The organism is Pseudomonas sp. HD6515 (assembly GCF_024971855.1).
GTDB classification, from domain to species: domain Bacteria; phylum Pseudomonadota; class Gammaproteobacteria; order Pseudomonadales; family Pseudomonadaceae; genus Aquipseudomonas; species Aquipseudomonas alloputida.
In genome coordinates, this window is sequence record NZ_CP079827.1 from 3,437,407 (window position 1) to 3,449,994 (window position 12,588).

Here is a 12,588-nt window from a genome sequence, read left to right on the forward strand (position 1 = left end):
TCACTTGCCATGTCCCCCTTTGGCAGTTGTTTGTGAAGATCGTGTCCCGGGAAGTGGTGTAACTGAACCAGCCGAAGGCGCCCTGCGGGCGAAAGAGGATGGTCATCGTGGTTCTTGGCTAACGTTGAGTTTGCGAAGACCAAACACTCACCAGAGAAACCACGATGACCAAGCCCACTATCGCATTGACCGAGTTGGTTGAGAAAGGGGCAGACGCTGATCTGCTCAAGCAAATGATCCAGTTCGTTGCCCAGCGCATGATGGAGTTCGACGTCGAAGGCCTGTGCGGCGCGGGCTTCGATGTCAAAAGCCCAGACCGGACAAATAGCCGTAATGGCTACCGCGATCGTCTTTGGCAAACCCGCGCAGGCGACGTCGACCTTAAGATTCCCAAGCTGCGCCAAGGCAGCTATTTCCCTGGTTTCCTTGAACCTCGACGCACCGCTGAGAAAGCCATGGCGGCAGTCATCCAGGAGGCCTACATCCAAGGCGTTTCAACACGCTCAGTGGACGAGCTGGTCAAAGCCATGGGCATGACCGGCATCTCCAAAAGCCAGGTCTCACGGCTAGCTGGTGAGATCGATGAGCGCGTTCACGCCTTCCTTGACCGCCCGCTTGAGGGCGACTGGCCCTATCTCTGGATCGATGCCACCTACGTCAAAGTGCGGGAGGCCGGACGCATCGTCTCGGTCGCCGTAATAATCGCCGTGGCCGTGAACACCGACGGTGGCCGCGAAGTCCTGGGCATGCGGGTTGGGCCGTCAGAGGCTGAGCCGTTCTGGACAGACTTCCTGCGCAGCCTCACGCGACGTGGCTTGCGGGGCGTGAAACTGGTCATCTCCGACGCCCACGAAGGGCTCAAGGCGGCTGTTTCCAAGGTCTTCAACGCGACCTGGCAGCGCTGCCGTGTGCATTTCATGCGTAATGCCATGGCCCACGTCGGCAAAGGTCAGCGCACCATGGTGGCGGCCCTACTGCGCACAGTCTTCGCCCAGGACAGCCGTGCCGAATGCCATCAGCAATGGCGTTTGGTCGCTGATCAGCTACGCGAAAAATACCCCAAGATCGCGACACTCATGGACGGCTGCGAGGATGAAGTGCTGGCTCACATGGCGTTTCCAAAAGCGCACCGACAGCAATTACACAGCACCAATCCACTGGAGCGGCTTAACGCGGAGATCAAACGCCGCACCGACGTCGTAGGCATCTTTCCCAACGATCCTGCAATCACACGGCTGGTAGGCGCGATGCTGCTGGAGCAGAACGACGAGTGGTGCCTGCAACGGCGTTACATGCAGTTGGAGGCCTTTGAGGCAGTCAGCGATAATCCACAGGCCAAGCTGTCGGCCGTGATCAACTAAACGGCGAACTCAGCGGCCAGAACCATGATGAGTTACACCACTTCCCGGGACACGATCTTTGTGAAGGCCAGCCAAGGCTGGAAACGGGCATTTCTGGCAGGTAATTGCTGATTAATAAAGCTCGGGAGACTATTCACTTACCAACTGGATAACCGTCTTGCCCCTGCCGCGACCTTCCGCAACCTGTCGGAATGCGTCGTTGACCTCATCCAATGCAAACTGTTGCGGGTCCACCCGGATCGCCAGTTGCCCGGCATTGGCCAGAACGGCAGCCTCGCGCAGGATACTTCCATGGTGTTCGCGTCCCTTGCCGGTTAGCAGCGGTGCCAGGGTAAATACGCCCGAGTAGGTGGCACTTTTGAAGGATAAAGGCGCGAGGCTGTGCTGGCCCCAACCGAGGCAGCTGAGTACGTGCCCGGTATACGGCTTTACTGCCTTGAATGACGCGTCCAACGTGCTGCCGCCGACGGTGTCATAAACGATGTCGAAACCCTCCCCAGCCGTAAATTGTTCGACATAGGCCTCTACACGCTGCGTTTGATAGTCAATCGCCGTGGCCCCCAGCGCGCGAATGAAGTCGAGATTGCCCGCCGAACCGGTGGCGTAGACCTCGGCACCGCGAGCCTTGGCCAATTGCACCGCAACTTGGCCGACGCCACCTGCGCCGCCATGGATCAACACACGCTGACCACTACGAACATTGGCGTGATCTACCAAACCTTCCCAGGCGGTGATGAATACCAACGGCAGCGCGGCAGCCTCACGCATGCCGAGTGCATGCGGCTTTGATGCAATCAGCCTGGCATCCACGGCGATGTATTCGGCCAGGGTGCCTTGGGCGCCGCCGATGCCGCCGGCCATGCCGAAGACCTCCTGGCCAGGCGTGAAACCATCAACCGCCTCGCCCAGTTCGACGACCGTCCCGGCGAGATCCAGGCCAAGCACGGCCGGCAACTCCTGGCGGGCGTGAGCACCCGCACCGATCGCAATCTTGGTGTCGAGCGGGTTGACCCCGGCGGCGTGAATCCGCACCAAAATCTGTCCCTTACCGGGCACAGGGCGGGCGATGTGGCGCACGACCAGCGGGGTCTGGGCGGATTCGGCGATAGCGGCAAGCATGGTCTGATTCATGACGGGAACCTCTGAATGAGTGGACGCTTACAGGTTGCACCGCCTTCCTCATTCCGATAAGAAACTAAATTTTGATATTACTTATTCCCCAAAGAGGCCCAATAGCGATGGATCTGTTCGACAGCATGCGCATCTTCGTGCGCGTCGTGGAGCGTGGCTCGTTTTCCGCAGTGGCTCGGGAGCAGAACATGGGGCAGCCGGCAGTCAGCAAGCAGGTCCGTGCGTTGGAGCAGTACCTGGGCGGAGCCGTGTTCGCCCGCAGCACCCGGCACCTCGCCCTCACCGATCAAGGGCAACGCTTCTACAGCCACTGCCAGGAGATTCTCAGCCAGCTGGAGCATGCAACACGCAGCTTCGCCAGCGGCCAGGAGCAGATCGCCGGCCCCCTGCGAATAGCCGCACCGGTCAGCTATGGGAGGCTGTGCATAGCGCCCCTGATCGGGACTTTTCTACAGCGCCACCCCGATGTGCAGATCGACCTGCGCCTGAACGATTACAACGAAGACCTGCTCATGGAAAACATCGACCTGGCCATCCGCATTGGTGTGGTGAAGAGCGAGGGGCTGGTGGCCGTGCCCCTGGGCACCAGCACACGGCGAGTCTATGCTGCACCGGCCTATCTCGAACGCCATGGCCGGCCACGCGAGCCCGCCGAACTGGCAGGCCACAACTGCATCGCCTTCACCTTGCTTGAGCATTACGACCGCTGGCACTTCACCCGTCGTGACGAAGCACTTGAGGTTGCAATCAAAGGCAACGTCACCAGCAACAACAGCGAGGCCATTCGTGAACTGGTCCTCGGTGGCCTGGGCATCTCCCTGTCTCCCCAATGGCTGTTTGCTGCAGACTTCGAGCAGGGTAGCGTGTGTAGCCTGCTCGACGAATACCAGACGACCGCGCTGCCGGTCAGCGCCGTGTTCAGCCGTGAGCGGCGCCGCTCGGCAAGGACGATGGCGGTCATCGATTTTCTTCGGGAGAACGTATAAACCACCCCGATGGGGCGCAGGACCTCGCTCATTGCCTGGCGTACACGTCGGTCGACCAGGCGTCACACCGTCCCCTGCTGCAGCCATTGTTTCGGGCTCGCGCCCACCTTGCGGCGAAAGGTTCGGGCTAGCGCAGAAGGACTTTCGTAGCCGACCTCATCGGCGATCAGGGCAATGGGGCGCCCTTCGCGAAGACGTTTTTGCGTCAAACTGATGCGCCAGTTCGCCAGGTAGTCCGCAGGCGTAATACCCACGATCTCGCGAAAGTGCGAAGCGAAGCTTGCCCGCGACATGCCCGAAAGATTCGCCAGTTCCGCCACCGACCAATTGCGCTGCGGCTCATCGTGGATCCCCACAAGCGCGCGAGACAGCTGAGCATTGGCCAGACCCGCCATCATTCCCGAGGCGATGCTGCGGCTGGCGATCAGGTGGCGAAGCAGCTGAATGATCATCAGCTCGAACAAGCGATTGAGAATGACATCACGACCACACTCATTTCCAAAGGCTTCTTCGAACAGCCAGTCAAGGGTGCCATCAAGGCCATGCAATTCGCCAAGGGGCTTGATGATGAAGTCTGGCAAAGCCAGGGTCAGCGGATTGTTGGCGCCGCCATCGAACTGCAGGGTGGCGCACACTAACTCCGCTTCATCGGCGTCGGTGGCCAGCAAGTGATGCTCCTGCGGGCGCACCGCCAGAATCAGGGTGGGTTCGGTCAACTCGATTCGCTGGCCACGCTTGTCCTTGAGGGCCAGACGCCCCGAGCGCAACAGATGGGCGTGCCCGACACTGTGTTGCCCAAGTTGGGTCGTTCCACAGAACCCACCCTGGTGAAACGCACTAGCGTGCAGGTTGAAGTGCTTAAGCAGTGTCGACAATCGGTCCATAGTGCACTCAGGTTTAGACGATCTGTTGCATAACTTCGACGATCTGAAGCCGAAAGAAAAGTCTGCCTCTCTAGTATGTACTCCACGCTTGATAGACAAGCCGGTTAATACACCTATTGGAGAACGACCATGACTCGAATTACCGCTCTCTCGCTGGACCAGGCCCCTACTGGCTCGCGCGCAGCCCTCGAAGGCATTCAAAAAGGTCTCGGCTTCATTCCCAACGCATTCAAGACCCTGGCGCACGCTCCGGTCGCGCTCAATGGTTACCTGGGCCTCGCCCAAGCGTTGGGTAAAAGCTCACTGAGCGCCGCCGAGCGTGAAGTCGTTGCCCTGGCCACTTCGGAAATCAACGGGTGCGACTACTGCCTGGCTGCACACACCTTCTTCGGCGGCAAGGCGGGTTTGAGCGATGAGGCCGTAAGCCAAGCCCGAGCCGGCACACTCAGCGCGGTTGCCGCACTGGCGCAGCAGATCACGGCAAGGCGCGGCCAGTTGAGTGACGAGCAGATCGCTGCCGCGCGTGAGGCAGGGCTTACTGATAGCAAGATCGTGGAGGTGGTGGCACAGGTCACGCTGTTAACCCTGACCAACTACCTGAACAACATCGCCGCTACCGATATCGACTTTCCGCCATCGGCAAACTAGGAGGGTAACCGCCATGAGCCCTGTGACTATCTATACCACCCCGCACTGCCCATACTGCCTGAGCGCCAAGCGACTGCTGTCGAGCAAGGGCATCACCCCTGACGAAATCAACGTTGAAGCGTCACCCCTGCACCTGGCGGAAATGATGCAACGATCCCAACGCCGAACCGTCCCACAGATATTTGTTGGCAAGGTGCATGTCGGCGGCTTCGATGACTTGGCACGTCTCGACAGCAAGGGCCAGCTCGAGGCATTGCTTCACGCTTGAAGCGTAGAGTGCTCCGGCATGTGACCCTATCCGGAGCACTGCTTGCGTTCACTCAATGCCCATGCCATACGTACTCACCTGTGCAGCCGTTCTATCGCCCGCGCAACAGCACAGCGGCCCTTACCCGCTGCCTGCCGAAACTGCTCATGCGCTGAAATTCGGCATGGCTTACGGGCAGATGCTGGCAATCCAGGATGCGTTTCTGGCGGCTGTGATCCACATCAGGATCATGCAGGTACACGAATTCGTCATCGCAACCCGTGACCAGAATCCAGTGCGGGGCCTTCAGACGGGTGAAACGGTAGCTGCTAATCAGCACCACCGGCCTGAACCCGGCTTGCAACGCTGAACGCACATCAAGGCCGGGCGCCAGCACCTGATGCACGTCGGTTTCGGCCAACGCCCCGGCAAAGCCATCCTCGACCAATTGCATTACGTCTTTTTTCTGCGCGCTGCGCACCCCATCGAGGAACAGCGATCCAGGCTGGCTGACCACCATGCACACCTCGAACCCGCGGCGCCAAGCCGCCAGTGCAAGCCCCTGCGGGCTGCAGCCGCCGTGCCCTGCCGTCATGAAGATGGTGGTCGCTTCCCGCCACAGTTGAATTTCCTCGCTGCGGTGCATGGCCCGCCCTTGTTCGACCGCAGCCATGGCCATCAAAAGGCAGGCCGCTCCGCAGGTGAACTCGGTCGTTTGCGCGTAGTACGGCACTTGCCGTGCAGGGGGCGGAGCACTGCGCAGGATACGCTTCTCGAAACGCAGCGCCTGGCTGTGGTCTTCGTAGTAGTTCTCAACCACAGCGAAGCGTTGATAGCCATTGCTTTCGTACAAGCTGATGGCCGCAGGGTTGTCCGCGCGCACCTCCAGACGCAGCCATGCGCAATTACGCTCTAGCGCACTTGCCTGGGCCTGCTCCAGCAACTGCTGGCCCAACCCATGGCCGCGCCAGGCCGGGCTTACGGCAATTGAATACAGACGGGAAAGTGACGTGCCGCGATGGAACAGCAGCAGCGCATAGCCGGCCAGATGGCCCTGTTGTTCAGCGACAATAAGGCAGGCATTGGCGCGTCGCACCATCCAGTTGAAATTACGCGGGCTCAGGCGGTCGAGGGTGAAACAGTCCTGCTCCAGGGCAACCAGCGCATCGATATCGGCCACCGATGCAAAGCGAAAATCAAAAGCCATGGCAACACCGTAATGTTTGAGTAACGAACCGGGACAGGTCGGGAAACCCGTGATTTATTGAAGGGGCGTCTTCTTCAACAGGGATCGAATACTCATGTCAGCGGTGCAAGCCAACGTGGCCGAAGTATTGGCCAAAACCGAAGTTTCCACAATAACCCTCTCCGAGGAGCCACCCAGTAAGCGGAGCGCCGGTAACCGCTTGTTGATCGTGGTGGAGCGCAAGGAAGACTGGGCCAGCTACTTTCCCAGCGAGAGCCTGATGCTGGCCCAGGATTACTTTGAACACAGCGACGACGTTGCGAGGCGTACGCAGGTAATCAACCTGTGCCGCAGCTACAAGTATCTGGGGCAAGGCTACTACTGCTCGCTGCTCGCCGAGGCGCGGGGCCACAAGGTGTTCCCGTCGGTGCGAACCATCAGCGAGCTTACCCGCAAGGCGCTCTATGGCGTGGGGCTGGATGACCTGGAACGCACGCTGGAGCGAGCCCTGGCCGATCACCCTTATGGCAGCACCGAAGCCTTCACCCTCACCTTGTATTTCGGGCGGACCGCCATTGAACCCCTTCAGGATATCGGCCGACAGCTGTTCGAGTCGTTCCCCTGCCCTGTCTTGCTGGTGGAGTTTCGCAGGCGTGACACCTGGCAGATCGACGGGATCAAGGCCGGCGCGCTGCACAAACTGCGGGATGAGCAGCAGCACTTGTTTGCCGACGCGCTGGATGCCTTCAACCGCCGGACGTGGCGCCAGCCCGCCTCCAAACGCCTGGCCCGGTTCGACCTGGCGATTCTGCATGACCCGGCCGAGGCGCTGCCACCGTCCAATCCTGAGGCGCTGGAGCAATTCATCGAAAACGGTAAACAGCTGGGCATCGATGTAGAGCTGATCGAAAAGAAGGACTATGCACGCCTGGCCGAATTTGACGCCTTGTTCATTCGGGAGACCACGCGGGTGGACGACCATACCTATCGCTTTGCCAAAAAGGCCGAAAGCGAAGGCCTGGTGGTGATCGACGACCCTTCCTCCATCCTGCGCTGCACCAACAAGGTGTATCTCGCCGATCTGCTCAAACGCCACAACCTCGGCGCACCGGCCACGGAAATCCTGTACAAGGACCGCCCGCAGGAACTCGAGCTTGTGGGCCGGCGCCTCGGTTTTCCGCTGGTGTTGAAGATTCCCGACGGCTGCTTTTCGAAAGGCGTGATCAAGGTCGCCGACGCCCAGGCACTGGCCTCGGCGGCACAGGAGTTGTTCGAACACTCGGTACTGTTGCTGGCCCAGGAGTACTGCTACACCGAATACGACTGGCGTATCGGCGTACTCAACGGTGAGGCGCTGTACGCCTGCCAGTACTTCATGTCCAAGGGCCACTGGCAGATCTACAACCACAAGGCCCAGGCCGGCGAAGTCAACGGCCTGTGCCGCGCGGTCCCGGTGGAACAGGCACCGCCCGAAGTCGTAAAGCTGGCCGTCGACACTGCCAGGCTGATCGGGCAAGGGCTGTACGGTGTGGACCTGAAGCAGACCGGCGACCGCGTACTGGTGATCGAAGTCAACGACAACCCCAACCTCGATGCCGGCACCGAAGACGCCGTGCTGGGTAACGCGCTTTACCAGCGAGTGCTGCAGGCTTTCGTGCAGCGGCTTGAACGTAAACACCTCGGCCAGGCCTGGTAAACGATGATCGAATACTACCTCGCCGTAGACGGTGCGCTTCTTGAAGCCCCCGAGGAACGAGCCAGCGTCTGGTTGTGTGTCGCGCCAGACGCCGCGGAGCAAACCCGGTTGTGCAAGTGCCTAGGGGTCAGCGCCCAGTCGCTGGAGTCCTCCCTGGACCCGGATGAAGTGGCGCGTATCGAGATCAAGCCCGATCACCTGTTCCTGATCTGGAAGCGCCCGGAAAACTTTGATGGCCGGGTATTCAATGTCTCGTCATTTGGCGTCGTACTCAGCGAAAAGCGCCTGGTGGTGATCTGCGCCGCCAACTCGCTACTCGCCGGAGTAGACCGGCAGACCGGCATGAGCACCCCACTGGATGTGCTGATGGCGATGCTGGCGGAGAGCGTGCATCACTACCTGGGCCACCTGCGGGTGGTAAAGCAGGTGGCCCGCGAAATCCAGCTGCAGTTCGATCGGACCATGGACAACCAGCACCTGGTGCAGATGTACAGCCTGAGCGAAAGCCTGGTGTATTACGTCAACGCCATTCAAAGCAATGGCGCCGTGCTAGCCCTGCTGCGCAGCCATGGTCAGAAACACGGCTTCGGGCCCGAACAACTGGAAATGCTGAATGACCTGATCATCGAAAACGAGCAAAGCTACCAGCAGGCGAAGATCCATGCCCAGGTCTTTACCAACCTGATCGAGGCCCGCGGCAACCTGGCCAACAACGGCATGAACCACGCGCTGCGCAACCTGACCATGATCAATGTGGTGTTCCTGCCCTTGAACCTGCTCGCCAGCATCGGCGGCATGTCGGAGTTCAGCATGATGACCGCCGGCCTGCCCTGGTGGTTGACGTTCCCCGCGCTGCTGCTGGCCATGGCGGTACTTGGCGGGGCCATGGCCGTGGCTTTACGGCGTATGGCATGACCCGCCGTGCCAAGAAATAGTGTCAACCTGTACCTATCAACCCGCAGGACGAGACCATGGAAAATTTGGACATCGGATTATTCATGCTGGCGCTGATTGCAATTACAGGCACCCTGATAAGTCTGTTTGAACACCGCGCCGTACGCTCAGAAAAACCCAGCATCAATCAGCCGGCAACGAAAGTTCAGCGGCGTCCTTGAAAGTGAAATGGCGACCCACTCGCAAACTGGCGCCAACGTCCTCGAGAACAGCCATCCACATCGGTCGAGGTAACAGTGCCCCAGGGCGGGTCGCATTGCCTGGCCTGCCTCAGGGACTGGGCACAACGGCAGATGACACCGGGTCAAGGAAGATCAGTTGCAAGGGCTCTGCCAGCAGCTGTTCAGCCTGCTCGGCAAACCGCTGGAAATGAGCAGTGGTCAGGTGCGCATCCAGGGCCTGCTGGTTATCGAACGCCTCGCGCATGTAGAACGTTCCTGGCTCGTCACGACGTTCGAACAGCATGTAGTCGCGGTTACCGGGCTCCGCCCGAGTCGGTTCGATCAACGCCAGCAAGGCCGCTTTGAGCGTTGGTGCCTGGCCTGGTTTGGCCTTGAGGATGGCGAGGGAAACGAGGGGGTAATCTTGTCGGTTCACATCAAGCTCCTGGTCAGTTGCAAAGAGCAGGCACGGTAGTGCCTGCTTCAATGTGTGCATGCGTTTCACCGGGCGTGGCGCCGGGAATCTGCGCGGCGCAGAGAAACACGGTTCGTTCAAGCATGCATGCGCCTGGCAGACCGGATCGACCAGTCCGCCGTTGTCGGTCAAACAGGTTTCAGAAGCCTTCCAGGACGATCTTGCCGCGCGCCTTGCCACTCTCGACCAGCGCATGGGCACGGCGCATGTTGGCGGCATTGATGGCGCCGAAATGCTCGCCCAGGGTGGTCCGCAGGATGCCTTGGTCGATCAGCCCGGCCACGCGCTCGAGCAGCTCGTGCTGGCGCACCATGTCGTCGGTTTCGTAAAGCGAGCGGGTGAACATCAGCTCCCAGTGCAGCGACAGCGACTTGCGCTTGAGCGGCATGACGTCCAGGGTCTGCGGGTCGTCGATCACGCCCAGGCGACCTTGTGGTCGCAGCACTTCAACCAGTTGCGCAAAGTGTTGATCAGTATGGGTAAGGCTGGCGACATGGCTGACTGACTCGATCCCCAAGGCCTGCAGCTGCCCTTGCAGCGGCGCACTGTGATCGATGACGTGATGGGCGCCCAGTTCGCGTACCCAGTTGCTGGTCTCGGCGCGGGAGGCCGTGCCGATAACCGTCAGGCGGGTCAGTTGCCGGGCCAACTGCACCAGCATCGAACCGACGCCACCGGCAGCGCCAACGATCAGCAGGGCATCGCCCTCCCCGCCGCCCTCCACGATGCCCAGGCGATCGAACAGCAGTTCCCAGGCGGTGATGGCCGTCAGCGGCAGCGCGGCTGCCTGTGCTGCACCCAGGCTACGCGGTTGATGCCCGACGATACGTTCGTCAACCAGGTGATATTCGCTGTAGCTGCCGGGCCTGGCGATGGAGCCGGCGTAGTACACCTGGTCTCCGGGCTTGAACAGGGTCACCTGGGCCCCGACTTCGCGGACGATACCGGCCGCGTCCCAGCCGAGTATTTTCGGCTCACGCGTGAAAGTGCCGGCGCGCACCTTGGTGTCGACGGGGTTGACCGACACGGCGTTGACCTCGACCAGAAGGTCCCTGGGCCCAGGGCTGGGCTTGGGCATGAAGATGTCTTGAAGAGACGCAGGGTCTTCGATAGGCAAACCTTTGTGGATGAAACTGATCGCTTTCATGGGCACTCGCTGCTGAATGTGGTTTGATTTGGCATTGAGTCTGGCGTGCCTGGCGTCCGGGAAAAACGGGCCCTGCCCGTCAACACTTTCATTGCAGGAGTGATAATGATCCGTCTCGACGACCTGGGCATCTTCGTTCGCAGCGCCGCGCTGGGCAGCTTTACCGCGGCGGCCCGCGAGGCCGATCTGCTACCCGGCCAGGCGGCCGAAGCAGTCAAGCGCCTGGAGCGTGAGCTGGATGTGCGATTGTTTGCCCGCACCACGCGCAGCTTGCGCCTCACAGCCGAAGGCGAGCAGTACCTGCCCTCGGCCCTGATTGCCCTGGAAGCCCTCAGGCACGGGCGCGACAACCTGCGTCAGGAAAGCGCCCAGCTCAGCGGAACGTTGCAGGTGGCCGCGCCCTCCGATCTGGGGCGCAACGTGCTGCTGCCCTGGCTCACGGCGTTTCGCCGAGAGCATCCCCAGTTGAACCTGCGCTTCTTCCTCTCCGACCAGATCGCCGATCTGTTCCGCGATCCGGTGGATATCGCCATCCGCTATGGCCTGAACGCCGACGCCAACTATGTAGCCCTGCCACTGGCACCTTGGAACCGCAAGGTACTGGTGGCCTCGCCCGAGTACCTGGCGCGGGAAGGCACCGTGCAAGCCCCCGAAGATCTGCTCGAACACCAGTGCCTGCTGTACATGCAACAGGGCCGGGTCTACGACAAGTGGCAACTGGGAACGCAGACCGTCCAGGTGCGTGGTGCCCTGCTCTGCGACGACGCCGATATTGCCCGGCGCTGGGCCGTGGGCGGCGAAGGGATAACCTACAAGTCGTGGCTGGATGTGAGCGACGATGTGCTGGCGGGAAGACTTGTCGTGCTATTGCAGGACTACCCCGGGCCGACCATGCCTTTGAGCCTGGTGTGCCCGCACCGCAAGCAGTTGTCGCCTGCGGTGAGGCAACTGCATGCCTGGTTGTCCAGCCGCTTTGCCGAACTGGAGCGCGACTGAGCAGCCGGGAAGCCAGCCACCCTGATCGAAAGCATGCCGGCGTCCCGCTCGGACGCAATTGAATAATTTCAAGCGCTGCTTGACCAGGGAGAACGATCGTTCTACTCTGGCTACATGGATAAGCCAATGACTGACACACGCGAAAAAATCCTGGCGACTGCCGAGAAGCTGATTTACGAAAACGGGATTCACGCCACGGGCATGGACCTCTTGGTAAAGACCTCGGGCGTCGCACGTAAAAGTATTTATCGCTATTTTGCGAATAAAGACGAGGTCGCAGCAGCGGCACTCAATGCACGCGATATACGTTGGATGACGTGGTTCAGAAGTGAATGCGAAAAAGCGCAAACGCCAGAAGCGCGCATCCTTGGCATTTTTGATGCACTCAAAAGTTGGTTCGCGTCTGACGGTTTTCGCGGATGTGCTTTTATCAACACCGCCGGAGAGGTGGGTGACGCAGACGATCCTGTTCGACAGATCGCAAAACTGCATAAACAAAAGCTGCTGGACTACACGCTAGAACTGACCAGCGCATTAGGTGTAAACGATCCGACTGGCTTGGCCAAGCAACTTCTTTTGATTATAGAGGGCACGATAACCGTGGCCCACGTCATGGGTGATCACACCGCGCTCGACAGTGCACGAGAAATCGCAAGGGTCTTGCTCAAAGATGTGCAGCGCGCAAGCGCTTTAAGTTAAAGAAATACCCACTCAAC

14 protein-coding genes are annotated in these 12,588 nt (G+C 60.2%); 9 read left to right on the forward strand and 5 right to left on the reverse strand.

The window, feature by feature from the left end:
• The first annotated feature begins 164 nt into the window (after positions 1-164).
• Positions 165-1,361: an IS256 family transposase gene (locus KW568_RS15890; RefSeq protein WP_004575957.1), complete on the forward strand. Its 1,197-nt coding sequence runs from the start codon at positions 165-167 to the stop codon at positions 1,359-1,361.
• 129 nt (positions 1,362-1,490) lie between these two features.
• On the opposite strand, the gene KW568_RS15895 is transcribed toward KW568_RS15890, so the two are convergent.
• Positions 1,491-2,492: a zinc-dependent alcohol dehydrogenase family protein gene (locus KW568_RS15895; protein WP_004576675.1), complete on the reverse strand. Its 1,002-nt coding sequence runs from the start codon at positions 2,490-2,492 to the stop codon at positions 1,491-1,493.
• A gap of 107 nt (positions 2,493-2,599) precedes the next feature.
• Here KW568_RS15895 and KW568_RS15900 point away from each other — a divergent pair, with 107 nt between their 5' ends.
• Complete coding sequence (locus KW568_RS15900; RefSeq protein WP_004576676.1) at positions 2,600-3,478, forward strand: LysR family transcriptional regulator; 879 nt, start codon at positions 2,600-2,602, stop codon at positions 3,476-3,478.
• A gap of 62 nt (positions 3,479-3,540) precedes the next feature.
• On the opposite strand, the gene KW568_RS15905 is transcribed toward KW568_RS15900, so the two are convergent.
• Entirely contained in the window at positions 3,541-4,362 is an 822-nt protein-coding gene (locus KW568_RS15905) for an AraC family transcriptional regulator (protein WP_004576677.1), read from the reverse strand.
• Between the two features lie 129 nt (positions 4,363-4,491).
• Between KW568_RS15905 and KW568_RS15910 the strand changes: the two genes are divergently transcribed.
• Positions 4,492-5,010 carry a carboxymuconolactone decarboxylase family protein gene (locus tag KW568_RS15910; RefSeq protein ID WP_003248198.1) on the forward strand — a complete coding sequence of 173 codons (519 nt, stop codon included), beginning with the start codon at positions 4,492-4,494 and terminating at the stop codon, positions 5,008-5,010.
• 13 nt (positions 5,011-5,023) lie between these two features.
• Positions 5,024-5,278 (forward strand): glutaredoxin 3, encoded by a 255-nt coding sequence (gene grxC, locus KW568_RS15915; protein ID WP_004576678.1) that lies wholly within the window; start codon positions 5,024-5,026, stop codon positions 5,276-5,278.
• Between the two features lie 91 nt (positions 5,279-5,369).
• Here grxC and KW568_RS15920 read toward each other — a convergent pair whose 3' ends face one another.
• Positions 5,370-6,464 (reverse strand): GNAT family N-acetyltransferase/peptidase C39 family protein, encoded by a 1,095-nt coding sequence (locus KW568_RS15920; RefSeq protein WP_004576679.1) that lies wholly within the window; start codon positions 6,462-6,464, stop codon positions 5,370-5,372.
• Between the two features lie 94 nt (positions 6,465-6,558).
• On the opposite strand from KW568_RS15920, the gene KW568_RS15925 reads away from it, so the two are divergent.
• Genes KW568_RS15925 through KW568_RS15935 form a run of 3 tightly spaced genes read left to right on the forward strand, consistent with a single transcriptional unit; the run spans position 6,559 to position 9,254 of the window.
• Positions 6,559-8,139: a RimK family alpha-L-glutamate ligase gene (locus KW568_RS15925; RefSeq protein ID WP_004576680.1), complete on the forward strand. Its 1,581-nt coding sequence runs from the start codon at positions 6,559-6,561 to the stop codon at positions 8,137-8,139.
• A 3-nt stretch (positions 8,140-8,142) separates the two neighbouring features.
• Positions 8,143-9,054, forward strand: coding sequence for a magnesium transporter CorA family protein (locus KW568_RS15930; RefSeq protein ID WP_004576681.1), 912 nt, complete (start codon positions 8,143-8,145; stop codon positions 9,052-9,054).
• 56 nt (positions 9,055-9,110) lie between these two features.
• The gene (locus KW568_RS15935) at positions 9,111-9,254 is read left to right on the forward strand and encodes a hypothetical protein (protein WP_167398623.1); all 144 of its coding nucleotides are present in this window, start codon (positions 9,111-9,113) and stop codon (positions 9,252-9,254) included.
• 109 nt (positions 9,255-9,363) lie between these two features.
• On the opposite strand, the gene KW568_RS15940 is transcribed toward KW568_RS15935, so the two are convergent.
• A complete protein-coding gene (locus KW568_RS15940) occupies positions 9,364-9,750 on the reverse strand; it encodes a putative quinol monooxygenase (RefSeq protein ID WP_004576682.1) in 387 nt (128 codons plus the stop codon).
• A gap of 118 nt (positions 9,751-9,868) precedes the next feature.
• Positions 9,869-10,876, reverse strand: a complete 1,008-nt coding sequence (locus tag KW568_RS15945) for a zinc-binding alcohol dehydrogenase family protein (RefSeq protein ID WP_003248183.1) — start codon at positions 10,874-10,876, stop codon at positions 9,869-9,871.
• 105 nt (positions 10,877-10,981) lie between these two features.
• Here KW568_RS15945 and KW568_RS15950 point away from each other — a divergent pair, with 105 nt between their 5' ends.
• Together KW568_RS15950 and KW568_RS15955 are read left to right on the forward strand one after the other, a co-directional pair.
• The gene (locus KW568_RS15950) at positions 10,982-11,872 is read left to right on the forward strand and encodes a LysR family transcriptional regulator (protein WP_004576683.1); all 891 of its coding nucleotides are present in this window, start codon (positions 10,982-10,984) and stop codon (positions 11,870-11,872) included.
• 114 nt (positions 11,873-11,986) lie between these two features.
• Positions 11,987-12,571, forward strand: a complete 585-nt coding sequence (locus KW568_RS15955) for a TetR/AcrR family transcriptional regulator (protein WP_033726769.1) — start codon at positions 11,987-11,989, stop codon at positions 12,569-12,571.
• The last annotated feature ends 17 nt before the right edge of the window (positions 12,572-12,588 follow it).

Excerpts from the sequence above, each read along its gene's own strand:
- grxC (WP_004576678.1), top strand. The coding sequence starts at position 5,024 with ATGAGCCCTGTGACTATCTATACCACCCCGCACTGCCCATACTGCCTG.
- KW568_RS15945 (WP_003248183.1), bottom strand. The coding sequence starts at position 10,876 with ATGAAAGCGATCAGTTTCATCCACAAAGGTTTGCCTATCGAAGACCCT.
- KW568_RS15950 (WP_004576683.1), top strand. The coding sequence starts at position 10,982 with ATGATCCGTCTCGACGACCTGGGCATCTTCGTTCGCAGCGCCGCGCTG.
- KW568_RS15940 (WP_004576682.1), bottom strand. The coding sequence starts at position 9,750 with ATGCACACATTGAAGCAGGCACTACCGTGCCTGCTCTTTGCAACTGAC.
- KW568_RS15910 (WP_003248198.1), top strand. The coding sequence starts at position 4,492 with ATGACTCGAATTACCGCTCTCTCGCTGGACCAGGCCCCTACTGGCTCG.
- KW568_RS15905 (WP_004576677.1), bottom strand. The coding sequence starts at position 4,362 with ATGGACCGATTGTCGACACTGCTTAAGCACTTCAACCTGCACGCTAGT.
- KW568_RS15935 (WP_167398623.1), top strand. The coding sequence starts at position 9,111 with ATGGAAAATTTGGACATCGGATTATTCATGCTGGCGCTGATTGCAATT.
- KW568_RS15895 (WP_004576675.1), bottom strand. The coding sequence starts at position 2,492 with ATGAATCAGACCATGCTTGCCGCTATCGCCGAATCCGCCCAGACCCCG.
- KW568_RS15925 (WP_004576680.1), top strand. The coding sequence starts at position 6,559 with ATGTCAGCGGTGCAAGCCAACGTGGCCGAAGTATTGGCCAAAACCGAA.
- KW568_RS15955 (WP_033726769.1), top strand. The coding sequence starts at position 11,987 with ATGGATAAGCCAATGACTGACACACGCGAAAAAATCCTGGCGACTGCC.
- KW568_RS15920 (WP_004576679.1), bottom strand. The coding sequence starts at position 6,464 with ATGGCTTTTGATTTTCGCTTTGCATCGGTGGCCGATATCGATGCGCTG.
- KW568_RS15900 (WP_004576676.1), top strand. The coding sequence starts at position 2,600 with ATGGATCTGTTCGACAGCATGCGCATCTTCGTGCGCGTCGTGGAGCGT.
- KW568_RS15930 (WP_004576681.1), top strand. The coding sequence starts at position 8,143 with ATGATCGAATACTACCTCGCCGTAGACGGTGCGCTTCTTGAAGCCCCC.
- KW568_RS15890 (WP_004575957.1), top strand. The coding sequence starts at position 165 with ATGACCAAGCCCACTATCGCATTGACCGAGTTGGTTGAGAAAGGGGCA.